Origin of the sequence: Candidatus Amarolinea dominans (genome assembly GCA_016719785.1) — a bacterium.
Taxonomy (GTDB): Bacteria; Chloroflexota; Anaerolineae; order SSC4; family Amarolineaceae; genus Amarolinea; species Amarolinea dominans.
Genome location: JADJYJ010000004.1, coordinates 58931 through 76900, shown reverse-complemented (window position 1 = coordinate 76900; position 17970 = coordinate 58931). Strand labels below are relative to the sequence as shown.

The window sequence follows — 17970 nt, the reverse complement described above, 5'->3', positions numbered from 1 at the left end:
GCGGAGAGAGAAAATGAAGGGCAACATATCTACCCAACCCCTGCACCGACTCCCGGCCTTGCTGGGCTTAGTCGTGATGCTCACCCTGGCGCTGACCGCGGGCAAGGCGCCAATCGCTGTCCTACAGGCGTCGATCAGCGTTCAACCATCTTCCGCCGCTGCCGGCGATGCCTTTCGCTTCGATGCGCTGATGTCTATCGAGAGCCTAGACAAACGGGACGAGCGCGACGGAGCTCAGGCAACAGGTAGCAGCAGTTCCGTGAAAGCCACCGACCCTCTTGACTCACACAACGTCGAACTGGTTGGTCAAATCGGCGGCAAAATCTACGCTGTGGCCGCGCAGGGCAACTACGCGTACATCGGTGTCGGCCTACGCTTGGTGATTTTGAGCATAGCTGACCCCGCGCACCCGATCGTCATCGGACAGACAGCTGATCTACCAATTGGTTTGGCAGACTTGGCTGTGGCGGGCAACTACGCCTACGTTGCAGATGGGGGCGGCCTGCGCGTGTTTAACGTAGCGAACCCGGCCGCACCGGCGGAGGTCGGCTTCTATGACATGCCGGGAACTGCCCACGACGTGGCTTTGGCAGGGAGTTACGCCTATGTTGCAGATGGGGATCGCGGCCTGCGCGTGATCAGCGTGGCGAACCCGGCCGCTCCGGCGGAGGTTGGCTTCTATGACACGCCAGGGTATGCCCTGGGTGTGGCCGTCGCAGGAGGCTATGCCTACGTTGCAGATCAGGAGCGCGGCCTGCGCGTGATCAACGTGGCGAACCCAACCGCACCGACTGAAGTTGGTTTCCGTCAGACTTTCAGAGCTATGGCTGTAGCTGTAGCAAACGGCTATGCCTATCTCGCGGATGAATTCAACGGACTCCGAGTAATCCGAGTCACCAACCCGGCCGTCCCTGTTGAGATCAGCGCAGTATCGGGACTGAACGCTTACGACGTGATGGTAAGGGCAGGCTATGCCTACGTAGCGTATGAACGCGGCTTGGGTATCATCAACATAGCGAACCCGGCTGCGCCAGTCTTAGTGGGCCTCTGGAGGGCGCCGGGCTTCGCAACTGATTATGAGTTACATGTAGCACTGATCGGCGATCATGCTTATCTCACACACGGTGAGAGCGGCCTGCGAGTGATCAGCATCACGGATCCAACCCGACCCATGGAGATAGGCCTTTATGATACGCTGGACTCTGCATTGTCCGTAGCGGAACAAGGGGGCTATGTGTTCGCCGCAGATGAAAGGTACGGCCTGCGCGTGATTGACGTGGCGAACCCGGCCGTCCCGGTGGAGGTCGGCTTCTATGACACGCCAGGGCGTGCCTACGACGTAGCTTTGGCAGGGAGCTACGCGTACGTTGCAGATTATGATCGCGGCCTGCGCGTGATCAACGTGGCGAACCCGGCTGCCCCGGCGGAGGTTGGCTTCTATGACACGCCAGGGTATGCTTACGGTGTAGCTTTGGCAGGGAGCTACGCGTACGTTACAGATTATGATCGCGGCCTGCACGTGATCAACGTGGCGAACCCGGCCGTCCCGGTGGAGGTCGGCTTCTATGACACGCCAGGATCTGCCCACGGTGTCATCGTAGCAGGGAGCTATGCCTACGTTGCAGATGGGGTTAGCGGCCTGCGCGTGATCAACGTGGCGAACCCGGCCGCACCGGTGGAGGCCGGTTTCTATGACACGCCAGGATATGCCCAGGGCGTAGCCGTGGCAGGGAACTACGCCTACGTTGCAGATAATAGTCGCGGCCTGCGCGTGATCAACGTGGCGAACCCGGCCGTCCCGGTGGAGGTCGGCTTCTATGACACGCCAGGGTATGCTTACGAGGTAGCTTTGGCAGGGAGCTACGCGTACGTTGTAGATTATAATCGCGGCCTGCGCGTGATCAACGTGGCGAACCCGGCCGCCCCGACTGAGGTCGGCTTCTATGACACGCCAGGATCTGCCCAGGGCGTGACCGTGGCGGGGGGGTATGTCCACGTCGTCGCCTACGGAAGCTACATGAACGGGGGCGGTCTGTTCGTCTTGCGGTTCACAGGCGTCACCTACACCATCTCCGGCCGCGTGACCGACGCCAGCGGCCACGGCATCCTCGGCGTGACCGTCTGGGCCGGCTCCCCGCGCAACACAACGACTGATGCGAATGGGGACTACACCTTCACAGAACTGCCGGCGGGGACGTACGGCATCAGACCAGATAAGGATCCGTATGTCTTCTCGCCGGCATTTCGCACAGTCACAGTGCCTCCGAATGCGAGCGGGATAAACTTCGCTGCTCAACCACCCGATCTCCGCGTTGCCCACATCGAGGTTGCGCAGGTGTTTGTGGAGGAACGAGATCCAACCAGCCAGATTATCATTTCCTTGATCGCCAAGAAAGACACGCTCGTGCGGGTATTTGTTGGCGTGTCCGGCGCGCCATCGGTCTACGGTGTCACGGCTCACCTGCACATGCGAAATGCCTTCGGCGTTGAGCGCACCATCACCCAATCTGTCAACCCATGGCCTGTTCAAGCAGGGCAGAATCCTGATCCCAATCACTTGCAGGATACGATCAACTTCCGTCCACCACCAGACCTGCTCCTGGGCAACATGACGTTCTGGGCTACGGTGGATCCGAACAACTACATTGTCGAGAGTAATGAAGATAACAACATTGACGGGAATATTATGAGGCCATTCCGATCTGGTCAGCCAACAGGTGATCCACTGAGGATCGCTTGGATGAGTCTAGGCTACGCCAATCTGCAGGCACCCTTCATTCATCTTGCCGACCCATCCATTGCTGCAAGGGGGGACAAAGCACTTAGACAAATCTACCCAGTTGGGGCTGGCGACGTGGAGTATTTCTTTCAGCCAGGCTTCTCTGAGGTACTCTCTGTAAAGCTAAACGGCCACGAGGCTTCGTACCGCAGGGCTGTTAACCGTTTCTGGAATGATGTCAGTCGTTCGTCTGGTTGGGTTGGAGGCACACCAGACCGCCTCTATGCGTGGATACCTGGGATAGCGCGTGATCCCTATGAAACCTGTGGTGTGGCCGATCCTGTCTGGGACGAAGGAAACGGAAGAGTAGCAATAGGTGCGGATGCCTGCGACAAGACGCTCGGCGGAGCCGCAAAGAACATATCACCCGATGAAGTCATGGCGCATGAAATCGGACACGTACTAAACAGCCATGATGAACTCCGCCATACTCCAAACGATGCGGGCGGTGACTGCTTTGCCGCGACGGGTGAAACTGGACCCTATCCAAACGCAACTCCGAAGGGTTCAATCATTGCTCACGGACTGGACGTGGTGAAACTCAAGGTGCTCGATCCTCAGCACACTTATGACCTCATGTCCTACTGCAAACCCAGTTGGGCCTCTCCTACAAACTACGAAAGGCTGCTTGGCGGCTTCGAGGATCCTCCCAACCTCAATGCTACAGGAACGCAGTCAGTGGTGTCTATTCGACAACTGCTGGTTTCGGGCATGGTCTACAGCCCGACTATGCAGGTGGACCTCGACCCCTTCTATGCTGTGATCTCAGCGGTTCCACCCAGTCCGAACATGGGCAGCGACTATTGTCTTGAGGCGCTAGCTGCTAACGGCAGCCGTCTTGATGGTCGGCGTTTTGGTTGGGGTCTCGATCACTCCGAAGTGAGCCTTAGTCCTTCTAACACGCCTGGGGCTGAGGATAGCTTTGCGCTATCTATTCCGTATCCAACTGATACAGCACGAGTTGTATTGACCCACCTGGGCGCGTCGATCGCCACGCGCGCCATCAGCGCTCACGCGCCCACTGTCCGCTTGATCTCTCCCAACGGCGGCGAGACGTGGGTCGGCAGTGGCGCGTACACCGTCACCTGGACGGCCGGCGATCTGGACGGCGACCCTCTGCACTTTGCACTCGCCTACAGCACCGACGGCGGCGCGTCGTGGATCCAGACTGGCCTGGACCGCACCGGCACGCAGCACGCGCTGGACGTCAGCATGTTACCCGGCGGAACGTCGGTCTTGCTGCGGATCAGCGCCACCGATGGCGTCAACACGACCGATGATGTGTCCGATGGACCGTTCACAGTAGGCCGCAAAGTGCCGCAGGCGTTCATCCTGTCGCCAGAGGACGGCGCGCGCTTCTTCCCCGGCACCGCAATCTGGCTGGAGGGCCGCGCCTTCGATCTGGAAGACGGCACGCTGGACGACGCGGCGTTGCGCTGGACATCGAACCGCGACGGCGGGCTCGGCACAGGCGGGCTGCTCATCGCCACCCTCTCGCCGGGCGAGCACGTGATCACGTTGACCGCAACCGATTCGGATGGCAACACGGCTGTCGCGACGATCCGGCTGTCGGCCGGGCATCGGTTGTTTTTGCCGACGGTTTCACGAGGCCATTAGTATGAACTTACTCAGTTTAAGGAGAAAACCATGAGTACCTTTTTAAGTGTCACCATTAGTCTCATCTACACGGCCGCATTCATCGCCTGCCTCTGGTGGGCCAATTCGGCCCTTCGCCAGTTGGACATCCCGCGGCGCTTCAATCTGCCGGCCAGCGTGCGCCTGCTGGTCGTGCTGGCAGTGGGCGCGCTGGTCTACAGCCCGGTCAGCCGGATCCTGGGCGGCCTCTTTGCGCTGTTCAACTCCTACTCCGTTGGTTGGGTCAAGGCCGCCGATGTGATCGGCGCGCTGGTCTTGTTGGGGTTCGTGGGGTGGCTGTACACACGCGGTGTCCTCGAACGGTAAGAGAGGCGCCTTGATGAATTTGGGTTGCTGCGAATTGCCGGCGACCAGACATCATGCACAAGGGAGTTCGATCATGACACGAAAGATCCTATCGGCCTGCACACTTATGGCATTTATTGCCCTCATGTTGTCAGCATGTACTGGGGCAGACGCGAAGCCGCCGCATTTTGGATTCTACCTAAAGAGCGGCACGAAGTTGGTCGAGATGAAAGAGTTTGCGGGGTCGCCTGACCATGGGGAGACTGAGGGCATTCCGTCGGCGCTGACCGTGCAGCCAGTAATCGTCGCCTGGCACAACCGCATTAACCCGCAGTGGCTTCAGCTCATCTCAGGCTACGGTGAGGGAAAGCTTGTGGGATATGACACTGCCCCCAAGGCCGATGGGCTGTTGGAACTCCGTCCCCAGGGCGTGCTCGAACCGGACGGCTACTGCTTTGTGCAGGGCGATCCGCTCGGGACGCCCTATCAGCTTGCGACCTGGTGCTTTAAGGTAAGCCAAGATGCATCTTCCGGCCAAACGCCTGGCGGACGCACCAGTGGGCTGTGGTGGGTGTTACTTATCCTGTTAGCAGCCGCTGCAGTTGGCGTCTATTTCATCTATCGCCGCGGGAGCCAACAAAAGGCAATACCTGCCGACACGATGTCGTCAGCACGATCTGCCTCGCCGGCCTTCTGCATGCATTGCGGGCAGCCGGTGCAGACCGGCAGCAAGTTTTGTCTGCACTGCGGCAAGCTGCTCTCGTGAAACATCCGTACCATACACGGCATTTTGGAGTAATCGTGTCATGCCAGACGAAGTGACTTTCTGTCCCCACTGCGGCAAGCAGCAACTGAAGCTGAACACGCGTTTTTGCCACATCTGCGGGCAGCCAATCCCGGCGGCCCCAGCACTTGTGCCCGTCGCGCCCGCGCCCGTCGCGCCCGCGCCCAAGGAACCACGGCGACCGAGTGCATGGTGGCTGCTGCCGCTGTTTCTTGTGGGAGTCGTGGCGCTGGTCTTGTTGGCCTGGGAACCGGCGCGCAGTCGGGTCGGTGACCTCCTGGCGGGCATTCGGACGGACGCGACCGAGATCGCCCCTCCTGCCTTGGCGCGAGCCGTGCCTGGCGACGCGACCGTAGGCCCGACTCAGATCGTCTCCGTGGCGCCAACCGCGACGCCTGCAGCATCAGCGACCGGCGCTATTCCGCCCAACGCTACCGCGCTGTCTACCGCGACGCTACGGCCGACCGCAACCCCATCGCCCACGGCGACGCTACCGCCGAGCGCAACCCCGACAGCAGCGCCGCCGGCCACCTCAGAGCGGTTTGTGGCCGTCTCGCTGCAAGGGGTTGTCAACGCCATGACCACGGACGGTTACATTGATCCGCCGCTGGGCGATGTCGTCCTCTCCGGCGTGCGTTTCAGCCTGGGCCGAGGCGGCAGCGTCACCACGCAGGCCGCACCGTTCCCTGGCAATCCAGAGAGTATCTCATTGTCGGTCGATACAGCCGCGCCGGAGGCTGTCTATCTGCTCTTGACTGGCGGCAATCTCTACAGCCGCTTCGACGGGCTGACCGTCGGCCGGGTGCGCCTGATTTTTGGCGACGGCAAGACGCACGCCGTGGATCTGGTGGCGGGGCACAACCTGCGCGAGTGGAAACAGTCCGGCGACGTCATCGGCCGCACGCGCAGCCCGGAGCTGGCCGAGGTCTGGCGCGGGGCGAACCGCTTCGATGCGGGCGTGGCCGTGATTGACATGCTGCGCGTGCCTCTACCGCCAGAGCTACAATCAAGCCGATTGGTCAGCGTCGAAGTGCTCGATCTTAGCGCCGAGACGGTCGGTGATCTCGATCCGGCTCTGAATCTCCTGGGCGTCAGTATCGCCTCAAAGCCGGGGCCGACCGCGACGCCACTCCTGACCGCCACGCCCACGGTGACCGCGGCGCCCGCCACGCCGACCCCTGTGGTCGGAAAAGTGGTCTTTGGCAGCGATCGCAACGGTTTTGCGCATATCTTCAGAGTACGCGGGGATGGGCGCAGCATGACCGCACTGACCAGCGGCAGCGAGTATTTCTGGGATCCGATCTTCAGCAATGATGGCACGCTTGTGGCCTTTGTGTCCAAGGTCAGCGGCAACACCGAAGTCTTTGTCGCCCGCAGTGATGGGAGCAACGCACGAGCGATCAGCAATCACCCGGCCGAGGACGATCATCCTGCCTGGTTCCCCAGGAATGGCGAGTTGGCGTTCGCCAGCCGCCGCGACGGCGGCTGGGAGGTCTATCGCATGAATGCGGATGGTTCCAACGTGCGCCGGCTGACCGCGGATGGCGGCGACAACCGTTTTGTCGCTGTTTCACCTGACGGCAGGCAGATTGCTTACGTGGCCCAGAACGCGTCCTACCCTGGCCTTGATCTGATGCTGATGAACGCGGACGGAAGCAACCGCCGCGCCCTGTTCAGCTTTGCGTCCACCAAGCAGCGTGACGATCCAGGGCGGTATGTCTTCCGCCCCGATTGGTCGCCCGACGGCGTACAGCTCGCCTTCGGCGCAGACGATGACGGCGATGGCCTGATCAGCGTATTCGTGGTCGACGCGGCGACCGGTCAGGCGCGGCGCCTGATCGAGGATGGCAACAGCCCGGCGTGGAGTCCAGACGGCGGAAGATTGATCTACAAACCGGCCGGCGATCCGCAGATCCTGTTCGTCGCAGACGCCAGCGGCAGGCGGCTCTACCAGTTGACCGCAGCGACTTACAATGCCTGGTCGCCGGACTGGGTGCGCTGACTTGCCGTTATCTCCTGTGCTCACGGGCAACGGCAAAGTTGACCAACTGACAAGTGTTCATTCAAGATTCGTGTGTGAAGGAGGAATATCATGTCTACACCATCTCCTCGTCTGCTGATCTTCATCGGCACCACTATTCTCTTGATTGCCTTGACCTTTCCCGGATTGTCCAATGCCAACCGCACAACTCTGGCAGACACGAACCCGACGCTTGATACTTCATCTATGGCTCCCAACTTACAGGCAGGCAATCGTTATGCGGAGGAAGCCACGATACCGGAAGGCTCAATTGCGACGCGCAACACGGACGTCATGTTCATCGAGAACGTGGGTCAGTGGGCTAATGACGCGCACTTCCAGCTCCGGGGCGGCAACGGGACCGTATGGTTGACCGACAATGCTGTATGGTTGACTCTGCTAGAGTCTCGCAGTACCGAAGAAGAGCATGGGGAGCCAAGGCCCACGCCTCAGTTTTCAAATTCACCAAGCGCAGAGACAACTCGGGCGGGAAACAACATCAGAGTGAGTTTCGCTGGCGCAAATCAACATCCACGCCTGGAACCTTTCGACCGCCTGGATACGCAAGTGTCCTACTTCGTTGGTAACGATCCGAATGACTGGCATGCAGACGTACCTGCGTGGGCAGGTGTCCGCTATTTGGGTCTATATCCTGGTGTTGATCTGGAGTTGCTTGAGCGAAACAACGAAGGAGTGTGGCGGTTAGTAGCAGAAGACAAAGGAAGTCTCGATCAGGTTCGTTTGCAGATCGAAGGAGCCGAGAATCTCTCCGTTGATGACTCGGGCCACTTGATCATGGATGTGGCTTTCGGCAGAGTATACGGTCCGGCTGTGGTGTTGATCAAAGACCGTACATCAGTCCAAGCTCAGGTTGAAGGCAACACTGTGATGTTCAAGCCAGTCGAGCCATCGGACAAAGCACCTGAGCGCCGGCAGAATGAGAGCCTAATTGGCAGTGTCACGGTTTCGCTTACTTGCTTAGCCGAGTCACAGCATCCTTACGCCAATCACTTTGACTACACATGGACGATAACCAATCCTGATATCCATGCCTCCGGGTCACGCGTTCATTTCTCGCGCGTGGAGACCGAAAGCTGTTGTGACCAGGTTCGTGTTCTCGATCAGAACGGCAACATCATCCAATCCGTCACGGGTGATTATCCCAGCGGTTTGTGGAGCGACCCCGTGCCCGGTCGAGTTGTGAAAGTGCGGCTAACGACAGACTATAGTGTCACGCGTTGGGGCTTTTGCGCGGATACGATCACGTCTGTGGCGACGGCAGCCTATGGCACGTTCTTGGGTGGCAGTGGTGTGGATGCTGGACATGCCATCATTGCCGGTGGCGGGGGCATCGCCTATGTTGCTGGAGAGACCGGCTCGAGCAACCTCCCTACCACACCTGGGGCATTCGATAGGAGTTCCAACGGGGGTCGGGACATTTTTGTGGCCAAGTTGCAGACAACAGGCAATGGGCTGGCGTTTAGTACCTTCATCGGTGGCAGCGGCGATGATCGAGCTTATGCACTCTCGGTAGATGCGGGTGGGGCGATCTACTTAACGGGTTCATCCTCCTCGATCAATTTTCCCACGACACCGGGTGCTCTCGATACCGCCTACAATGGGAACACCGATGTAGTTGTGGTCAAGCTCAACACCACCGGCACTGCACTGCTCTACAGCACCTATTTGGGCGGCACCGCAACCGACGAAGCCATTGGGTTGGCGATTGACGGAGTTGGCGCAGCCTACTTGGCTGGCTATACAGTATCGTCTAATTTTCCTACCACGCCTGGGGCTTTTGACACGACCTGGAACGGTGGCTCGCCCTATAGTGACGCATTTGTAGCAAAGATCAATCCGAACGGCGGCGCCCTGGCGTATAGTACGTTTCTCGGTGATACCAACGAGGATTATGCAAATGGCGTCGCCGTTGACGGTCACGGCAATGCTTACGTAGTGGGTTGGACGAATTCCACCAATTTTCCTATCACGGTCGGGGCATTTAATACCACTTTTGCTGGTGACAAAGATGTATTTGTCACCAAGCTTAGTGGCTCTGGCAACAATCTGGTCTACAGCGGACTTCTGGGTGGAACAGAGGACGATCAAGGGCAGGCCGTCGCGATAGACGTATCCGGTGCTGCGTACGTGGCTGGTCAGACAAGTTCACGTAACTTCACCATCGCTAGTGGCGCTTATGACAGCAACCTGGGCGGGTTGTGGGATGGATTTGTCGCAAAGATCAGTCCCGCCGGGCATGCTCTGGTTTACAGCACTTATTTGGGTGGGAGCGGCTCAGACTGTGAAACATCCGGGATTCATCGGGAGTGCGTGATCACGGCCGACGCATCCGGCGCAGCTTACGTGGTCGGGCGTACCTCGTCCTCAGACTTTCCCACTACGGTCAACGGCTTTGATCTCAGTTACAATGGAGGTGAGGACAGCTTCATGGTTAAGTTCAAGCCGGACGGGAGCGGGTTGACTTTCGGATCCTTTTTCGGCGGCTCCAGCAGCGATCAGGCGCTAGGAGTTGCCGTGGATACCGCGGGTTCCGCCTATTTCACAGGTCGTACCGATTCGACTAACTTTCCCACCACGCCGGGTAGCTTCGACACGACCTACAACGGCGGCAGTGATGCTTTCGTGGTCAAGCTAGCAGTGGGGGGCACGAATCCACCAACTGCCCCGCGGGTGATTGCGCCAATCGATCGTCCTCCCCGCAATAGCACCGTGACCGGCAGCATTACGATATTCGGTTATGCCATTGATCTCAACAGTGGCACTGGCACCGGCATTGATCAGGTGCATATCTACCTGGACGGCCCCTACGGCACCGGTCATATCATCGGCGCGGCGCAGTACGGGCTGAGCCGACCTGATGTCGGCAACTACTACCATGACCAGCGCTTCACTCCCTCGGGCTGGCAACTAGCCTGGAATACTACGGGCGTTACTCCTGGTGCCCACAGCCTCTACCTCTACGCGCACCGCACCACCGATAATCGCTGGTCGCTGTTTGGCCCGCATAACATCACGGTGGCCGGCCCACCGACGCGCACGCCAACGGTGACGCCCACCCCTACCTATGCGCCCAATGTAATCGCACCAATCGAAACGCCACAGGACGGCGCCGCCGTATCAGGCTCGGTGACCATCTCGGGGTATGCGATTGACCGCAACAGTCGGACTGGCACGGGGGTGAACACGGTCCACCTCTACTTGGATGGCCCATATGGGACGGGAACGTTCCTGGGACAGGCTGAATACGGCCTGAGTCGCCCTGACATTGGCACGCGCTATGGCAATGCCCGCTTCACGCCTTCGGGTTGGCGACTGGTCTGGAACGTGGGCAATCTGAGCTATGGCACCCATCGCCTGTACCTGTACGCGCGGCGGTCTACGGACGGTCAATGGGCCATGCGCGGACCGCATTATGTGGTCATCGCGGCGCCGCCGGACCCGCAACCTTGTCAGCGCTATGAGCCGAACAACACGTTAGGTACAGCCACGGGTCCCCTGGCCAACGGTCAGACCATGGAAGCCGCCTTGTGTACTGGTGATCCTGATGATTTTTACTACATCGAACTATCGGCAGGGGCGACGTTGACTCTCGACTTGAACAATTTGCCCGCCGGCACTGACTACGATTTGCTCCTTTATGCGTCCACGGGGGGCACTCCCATTGCCGAATCGCGCAACACCGGCATTGTCGCAGAACGGATCGTCAAGGTCATCACAGCCGGGCGCTACTATATCCGTGTGTACCCTTATGCGGGACGCAGCGATCAAGCCTACCGTCTGCACATCGTGTGGGGCGCAGCCTCGGCGGTAGAGACCGAACCAAGCGATTCTGACAAGCCACCCGTCCCGCTCAACTGAGGAGGAAGCATGACCATGCCAGCAACAATCAGTAAGTATCAGATCGAGGCCGAACTCGGGCGCGGCGGTTTTGCCATTGTCTACCGGGCTTTCGATCCCGCCCTGCAACGCCGCGTGGCACTCAAGACACCCCATGGGTCCCTTGTGGACAGCGAAACGGCCGATCGTTTCCAACGCGAGGCGCGGCTGGCGGCCGGGCTGAACCATCCGAACATTATCACCATCTACGAAGTCGGCGACGCGCAGGGCATACCCTATATCGCCATGGAACTCCTGGAGGGCGTCACGCTGCATGAATGGTTGCGTGGCCCGCGGCAAACGCCTGTCACCGCGCTGAAGGCGTTGGTCGGCATCGGCGCCGCGCTCGATTATGCACATCAGCGCGGTATCATTCACCGCGATGTCAAGCCGGGCAATATCCTGATGGTGCCCGGCCGCGGCGCCGTACTGACAGACTTTGGCATTGCGCGTGCCCTGGAGCAGACCACGCACTCGCAATCTGGCTTCTTGGGCACGCCGGCCTACAGTGCACCAGAGCAAGTCAACGGTCAGCCGATCACCGCAGCCACCGACATCTATGCCTTCGGCGTCATGCTGTATCAAATCGTGGTTGGCCGTTTGCCTTTTACAGCGGCCATACCGGCTGCTATCGCCGCGCAACATGCTTCGGCGGCGCCGCCTGACCCGCGCCAGATCAATCCCGGCTTATCCTCTACGGCGGCCACCCTCCTGCTGCAGGCGCTGGCGAAGGACCCCGCGCAACGTCCGATCAGCGCCGAAAAATTCGTCCGTGATCTGATGGCCGCCCTGGGTGGTGAAGCCACAGCCGTGCATACAGGTAGATCACGCCTGCTGCCGGCGGCGTTGGTTGCCATCGGCGCGCTGGTGGTGCTGTTGGTGACCTGGGCAGCGCTTCAGTCGCGGCCAGGTGCCAGCCCAACACCCACGCCGGCCATCATGGGCAACGTCACACAGCCGCCAGACGCAACCCTCCCTCCTTTGGTTACCCAAATACCGGCGCGCACCGGCGGCAGCAACCTTTTCATTGAGTATGTCTTGGATGCCTCTGGCTCCATGCAGGAACCGCTGGGTGAACGCACCAAGTTAGACATGGCCAAAGAGGACTTGGGCGAACACATGCTCCAGCAGCCGATAGACACCAATCTCGGCCTGCGCGTCTACGGTCATCGCATTCCCTTTGCCGACACTAGGGCCAGCTGCCAGGATGTTGAACTGATTGCTCCCGTGGTTCGTGGACAAGGGGAACGCATTGCCGATTGGCTTGGCTCGATGCAGGCGCAAGGCATGAGCCCGATTGGATTGGCGCTGAGGCAGGCAGCGGCTGACTTTATCATGGCGCCAGAGCGGGATAATCGCCTGGTGTTGATCAGCGATGGCAAGGAAACCTGCGGCATTGATCCCTGCCAGGAAATCGAAGCCCTGCAGGCGCAGGGTCTCAATTTTACCGTCAATGTGATCGGCCTCAACCTGGACGACCAAGCGCGCACACAGTTGAGTTGCGTGGCAAAAAAGAGCGGCGGTGTGTATAAGGATGCCAAGACCCCAGCCGACTTGGCCAGCGGTCTGGTCGAGGGTACGCAGCCGAAGACACCGTCCGAGCCAATCACTACGCCTCCTGACGATGCAACCTCCGCGCCACGGATAACGAATATGCCTGCGGTTATTACGAACACCCCAACCAAACCCCCACTGCCCACGCTGACGCCTACGCCGACTAAGGCGCCTCTTACCCCGGTGGTTGTCGTGACGCCTTCTGTGCTTGACCTGCGCGCCGGGCCGGGCAGCAATTTCCCTGTCGTGGGCAAAGCGACAGGCGGCAGTGCGCTGCGGGTTATCTCCAGTGCATTTGAACGGACCAAGACCGGACAACGCATCTGGTACGAGGTGTGCTGCGCTACGAACGGTGCCCAGGGCTGGGTGCCCGGCGCCTCTGTTTCTGCACCCCCAACCGTGATTGCCACGGCCACGCGTTACCCGCTGACCCCAACCCCAACCCGGACACCGACGCGGCGCCCGGCCACTAAAACACCGACACTGCGTCCGCCAACCAACACGCCGGAACCACCAACGAACACGCCAGAGGAGCCGACCAATACACCGGAGGCGACGCAGACGAAAGAACCAGTCGAGACGCCTGAACAATAGGGCACAAGAAGACAACGTTGACTTACCCCCGCCCACGAGGACGCTTATGCAATGTCAAAACTGTTCCGCCCCTTTGCCTGATCAGGCAAGCTTCTGCAACGTGTGTGGAACGTCGCAGGCAGCAGTGGTCCTCTGCCCACAGTGCGGCGCCAGTCTGAAGCCGGGGCAGAAGTACTGTATCCAGTGTGGCGCGGAGGCGAGCGCCACGCGCGCCACGACCGGTAATGGCGACCAGAAGGCGGTACCCCCGGCGCCGGCGCGGGGCCGATCGAATCGCTTGCCCATGCTGATCGGCCTGGTTGCCCTCTTGCTCATCGTTGCCGGCGCGGCGGGAACGCTTCTCCTGCTGAAACAACGGGACGAGAGCCAACGCGCGGTCGCGCAGGCGGCCGTGGTCGAGCAGTGGCAGGCGGCGCAGTCCGCCTTGACGGCCGGGGACCCTGAAAAGGCGTTGGGGCTGATCGCCGACATTCGCCTGCGTGATGCCAACTTCGAACCGACGGCGGTCAAGAGTCTGCGCATCACCGCGTGTACGAACCTGGCGCAGGCCGCAGAAGGCGCCGCGGATGTTTCCGCGGCACAGGGATGGTGGGATTGCGTCCTGGAAGAGGATACGGCATCCTCCGCCGGGCGCCGGGGAAGTCAGGCTGCCCAAGATTATCTGGTCGGCCAGGCAGCCTGGAATGCTCAGAACTACGCCGGCGCCATCGCGGCCTGGCAGCCGATCTATGCAGCCCAACCTGATTACGCCGATCTCAAAACGAAGCTGTACGATGCGCATATCGCTCATGGCGGTGCCCTGTGCGCGCAGCAGAATCTGCAGGACGGTCAGGCGCAGTTTGTTGCTGCGCGCATCATTGACCTGAATCGTCCGGAGGCCGACGCCCATCTTGCCTCGTGCCAACCGACGCCGATGCCGACGCCCACGCCTACGCCGTTCCCTGGTCCTCATCTGGCCGTAGTTGCCAACACGACAGTCCTGCGCGTGCGGGCTGGACCCGGACCCGGTTACCTTGTTCTCGGCCGCCTTGAGGCCAACACCACGGTGACGATTACCGGTCGCACCGAAGACGCCGCATGGGTCGCGATCCAGGTTGATGCGGCGCGCCGCGGTTGGGTCAGCACCGAATTCCTGACCTCATCTTATCCATTCACGGCCGTGCCCGTGCAGGCGACGCCGCCTCTTTTGAAGAGCGTGCAGGTGGCGCAAGCGCTGCAAGATTTCTCGCCGGAGCAGGGCTATCGCTCCTGGTACTATCTGATCTCGGAATCTGCGGGCAGCCTGAAGTTCAAACAAATGCCGTGGGATGGGGGTTCCTGGTGGCGGTGGTGCTGTGACGCGCGCTACGATCCACGGATGCGCATCTCCGACAATGGTATGTATCCGAGCCGGGCGCACGATGTGGCGCGTGAGTGGGTTTCACCGTATGAGGGATCGCTGCGCATTTCCGGGCGCGCGTACAAGGATGGCCGCGGCGGCAACGGGGTCAATCTGCGCATCGTGCATAAGGAAACAACGGTTTGGCAGGTTGATCTGAACGGCTCCGATACGACCGGTACCCGCTTCGATGTCAGCATCAACGCGCAGCCCGGCGATGTCATCTATTTCATTGCCAATGCGCGCAACGATGACCGGGATGACAACACCGTCTTTGAGCCGCTCATCGAACTACAGCATACGGACGGGGCCGATCAGTCGCCGCCGGTCGGGTGGGCTGACAAACCGACGCTGCCCACTCCCACACCAACGTCGCGCCCCGCCGCCGCCTTGTGTTTCGAGCCGCGGGTGCGTCACTACGAAGAGCACAAGGGCTGCTGCGCCGAGGTTGCCGGCCTGGTCTATAACCTGCAAGGGAAGCAGTTTGGCCCCCGCGGCGCGCTTGTCCGCATCGAAGGCCCGCCGGCGACGAATCGTTACGTGCGGGAATTTGGCGTAGATGCTGGCGGCGGCTACAGCATCACCGCGCTCACGGTGGACACCTACACCATTTGGCTGAAAGGGACCAACATTCGCAGTCCCAAATTCGAGGGTGAAATATCCCGATTGGGCGAAGATTCGCATCCTGGTGGATTTTTACCAGGTGACATGTCGTTGACAGACACTGGATGTCAAGTCATAACAGCCGTGCAATCCGTGAATGTTGCGCAAAGTTGACAGGGTTTTGACAGAAGGTTGGAAGACCTGTGAGAGAGTATTGGGTGTATAATGCTAACGCGATGGCGCAGGTCGCGGACGCTCACAACGCACCTCGCCATGGCGCCACCAATATCCAGATGGAGGTTACTCATGGCTGACTATCATAGTTGCCCGAATTGCGGAAGCAAGCCCACCGCCTGGCTCGCTTCGCACATGGAGGTCTACCAGTGTGACGGCTGTCGCAGGGAATTTTGCCACCGCTGCCCCGGCAGCAACGGCGGGCGTGAGTGCCCGAACTGCGGCTCGACGCGCTATCGGACCGTGGGGAGGGTGTACAGGTAACCTGCGCGAGTGAATATTCTCGAGTTCGGGTGCGGTCCACATTCCATTGTCCTGGGGCGCAATCTAATTGACGAAGAGGTCAGCTGATTGATTGTCAAAGCGTGCCAGGAAATCAGCACGAGAACTCAACCGAGGTGAAGAACGGTTGGGAAGTGCTACGGCAGGCAAATGCGTTCGATAGATTGGAGGAACAGCATGCATGTTGATTCAGCAGAAAGGACGGCCAGGCTATGGTGACCACCGATGAACGCCATAGGTTGTTATGGAATTACTGGATTCCTGTTTGCTCATAAAGGAGCAACTCAAATGCCAAGTCTTAGTGGAGAATCGTGTCCTCGCTGTGGCGGTACAGGTTATGGTGAGTGCCCTGTGTGCCACAACAATCGACCTCGCGGCACAAATTCCGTTATGCCGGATGGTCATGGAGGAACTACCCGCTGCACAAATTGCGATGGGTGGGGTTATGATGCAGGATCGAAATGCCCATCCTGCCGTGGCACTGGGGTCAAACCCTGATTCAAGAGGAGAGTTAGTCACCATGGATGAATTGCAGAAGGCGGCAGATTATTTGCGAGCACGACAGGAATCTGAGATCGCAGATCGCGCCTTGCAGGCGGCGAAAGCAAAGTATAGTCCCGTGTTAGGAGCATTGTTCCCTGAGCAACGTCACCAGGCAGAAGTAGCGTCCTGGGAGGTGATGGACCTGCGCGATGATGCCCAGCGTCGAGCAGGAAACCTCGGCGGGCAGATCTCAGCGGAGACCAAGCAGATTGCCGACGAGGTCTTCGACCAGTGGAAGAAGGAGAAACGGTGACACCCCATGAACGATTCTGAATTCAGGTTACTCCGCCCAGGCGACAAGGTCTCGGTGTCCGGCAAACAGATCGCCTTCGACGCACTGGTAACCGGTCCGCACAACAGTAATGACGAAATACCGATCCACGGCGCCGCTATCCATCACGGGGCAGAGAACCTGGACTATGTATACCAGAAGCACATGGCAGGCTTTCGCACTACGGAACCAGAATCGCCCGTCGCTGCGACGCGGGTGGATCGGCGAGTAGCGCGAGGAATTGACTTCTGCTGATCGTCGTAGTTGTCACGCCGCACTCGATAGGTCGATGTCGAATGTACAAAAAACGTCAAATTGAGACTCTTGTTGCCGTACCAGCAATCTGCATCGCAGTCTGGCTTGTTGCCGTGAGTATGACACAGGCTCAATCCGATGGTTGGGAGCGCGGCAAGCTCATCGGGCTGCGGGCTGGCACCTGCATTCGCGAAGGCCCCGGCCTCAACTATCGCGCACATACTCGCGTCCCAGAAAATGACTGGATCGTGATGGTCATGGACGGGCCACGCCAAGCCAACGACAAGACGTGGTACGATACAAGCCGAAGGGCAGCCGGCGATGTGAGCGGTGGTACAGGCTGGGTTATGGCCGATTGGAACGACACTGACTGCACCAACCCGCCACCCGCCACTGTCGCGCCGATCGATCCTCCATCGCCTCCCCTACCCGCGCCCAGTCCTTCTCCTACTCCAACCGGCGATGTTGGAGACATGCTGCAGAGGATGCGCTCATGGTGGAATGCACAAGCAGAAGTAATCAAGTGGTTCGTTGCCATCATCCTGCTGGTTATCATTATTGTGGTCTGGCGGCGAGTTTCTGCATCGTTGGTCGGGCTCATGTTGGCGATCATTGAAAGCCTCATCATCTGGTGGGTCTTGGATCAAACACGAGCAGCCTGGCAGGAGGTCTGGCAGGGTCTCGTAGGCACCAACGCGCCCGACCTGGCGATTTTGATCGCGTTGATTCCGCCAGTGATATGGATGCTGTCACTATTACGTAAGCGTGCGGCATGAACCGGTGGCGAGTCGACACCAAGAATGTGTCTGGCAGAGCACCATCTCTTTTAGCTACC

The 17970-nt window shown here is 59.7% G+C and carries 10 protein-coding genes; all 10 read left to right on the top strand.

All coding sequences use genetic code 11. The features are described from left to right. The first annotated feature begins 13 nt into the window (after positions 1 to 13). The 10 genes from IPM84_06825 to IPM84_06780 all read left to right on the top strand — a co-directional run bounded on the left by IPM84_06825 (position 14) and on the right by IPM84_06780 (position 17911). Positions 14 to 4396: a carboxypeptidase regulatory-like domain-containing protein gene (locus tag IPM84_06825; protein MBK9092480.1), complete on the top strand. Its 4383-nt coding sequence runs from the start codon at positions 14 to 16 to the stop codon at positions 4394 to 4396. A 30-nt stretch (positions 4397 to 4426) separates the two neighbouring features. Continuing rightward, positions 4427 to 4741: a hypothetical protein gene (locus tag IPM84_06820; GenBank protein ID MBK9092479.1), complete on the top strand. Its 315-nt coding sequence runs from the start codon at positions 4427 to 4429 to the stop codon at positions 4739 to 4741. 73 nt (positions 4742 to 4814) lie between these two features. Continuing rightward, complete coding sequence (locus tag IPM84_06815; protein ID MBK9092478.1) at positions 4815 to 5486, top strand: zinc ribbon domain-containing protein; 672 nt, start codon at positions 4815 to 4817, stop codon at positions 5484 to 5486. A gap of 40 nt (positions 5487 to 5526) precedes the next feature. Continuing rightward, the gene (locus IPM84_06810) at positions 5527 to 7506 is read left to right on the top strand and encodes a PD40 domain-containing protein (GenBank protein MBK9092477.1); all 1980 of its coding nucleotides are present in this window, start codon (positions 5527 to 5529) and stop codon (positions 7504 to 7506) included. Positions 7507 to 7596: 90 nt separating this feature from the next. Further along, positions 7597 to 11403: an SBBP repeat-containing protein gene (locus IPM84_06805; GenBank protein MBK9092476.1), complete on the top strand. Its 3807-nt coding sequence runs from the start codon at positions 7597 to 7599 to the stop codon at positions 11401 to 11403. A 15-nt stretch (positions 11404 to 11418) separates the two neighbouring features. Then, complete coding sequence (locus IPM84_06800; protein ID MBK9092475.1) at positions 11419 to 13569, top strand: protein kinase; 2151 nt, start codon at positions 11419 to 11421, stop codon at positions 13567 to 13569. A gap of 73 nt (positions 13570 to 13642) precedes the next feature. Further along, positions 13643 to 15724 carry an SH3 domain-containing protein gene (locus IPM84_06795; protein ID MBK9092474.1) on the top strand — a complete coding sequence of 694 codons (2082 nt, stop codon included), beginning with the start codon at positions 13643 to 13645 and terminating at the stop codon, positions 15722 to 15724. 586 nt (positions 15725 to 16310) lie between these two features. Beyond that, a complete protein-coding gene (locus tag IPM84_06790) occupies positions 16311 to 16862 on the top strand; it encodes a hypothetical protein (protein ID MBK9092473.1) in 552 nt (183 codons plus the stop codon). A gap of 6 nt (positions 16863 to 16868) precedes the next feature. Continuing rightward, positions 16869 to 17135, top strand: a complete 267-nt coding sequence (locus IPM84_06785; protein ID MBK9092472.1) for a hypothetical protein — start codon at positions 16869 to 16871, stop codon at positions 17133 to 17135. A gap of 41 nt (positions 17136 to 17176) precedes the next feature. Further along, a complete protein-coding gene (locus IPM84_06780) occupies positions 17177 to 17911 on the top strand; it encodes a hypothetical protein (GenBank protein ID MBK9092471.1) in 735 nt (244 codons plus the stop codon). The last annotated feature ends 59 nt before the right edge of the window (positions 17912 to 17970 follow it).

Bases quoted from the DNA above. Each gene is read 5' to 3' on its own strand.
- IPM84_06825 (MBK9092480.1), top strand. From the start codon at position 14: ATGAAGGGCAACATATCTACCCAACCCCTGCACCGACTCCCGGCCTTG.
- IPM84_06820 (MBK9092479.1), top strand. From the start codon at position 4,427: ATGAGTACCTTTTTAAGTGTCACCATTAGTCTCATCTACACGGCCGCA.
- IPM84_06815 (MBK9092478.1), top strand. From the start codon at position 4,815: ATGACACGAAAGATCCTATCGGCCTGCACACTTATGGCATTTATTGCC.
- IPM84_06810 (MBK9092477.1), top strand. From the start codon at position 5,527: ATGCCAGACGAAGTGACTTTCTGTCCCCACTGCGGCAAGCAGCAACTG.
- IPM84_06805 (MBK9092476.1), top strand. From the start codon at position 7,597: ATGTCTACACCATCTCCTCGTCTGCTGATCTTCATCGGCACCACTATT.
- IPM84_06800 (MBK9092475.1), top strand. From the start codon at position 11,419: ATGCCAGCAACAATCAGTAAGTATCAGATCGAGGCCGAACTCGGGCGC.
- IPM84_06790 (MBK9092473.1), top strand. From the start codon at position 16,311: ATGGAATTACTGGATTCCTGTTTGCTCATAAAGGAGCAACTCAAATGC.
- IPM84_06785 (MBK9092472.1), top strand. From the start codon at position 16,869: ATGAACGATTCTGAATTCAGGTTACTCCGCCCAGGCGACAAGGTCTCG.
- IPM84_06780 (MBK9092471.1), top strand. From the start codon at position 17,177: ATGTACAAAAAACGTCAAATTGAGACTCTTGTTGCCGTACCAGCAATC.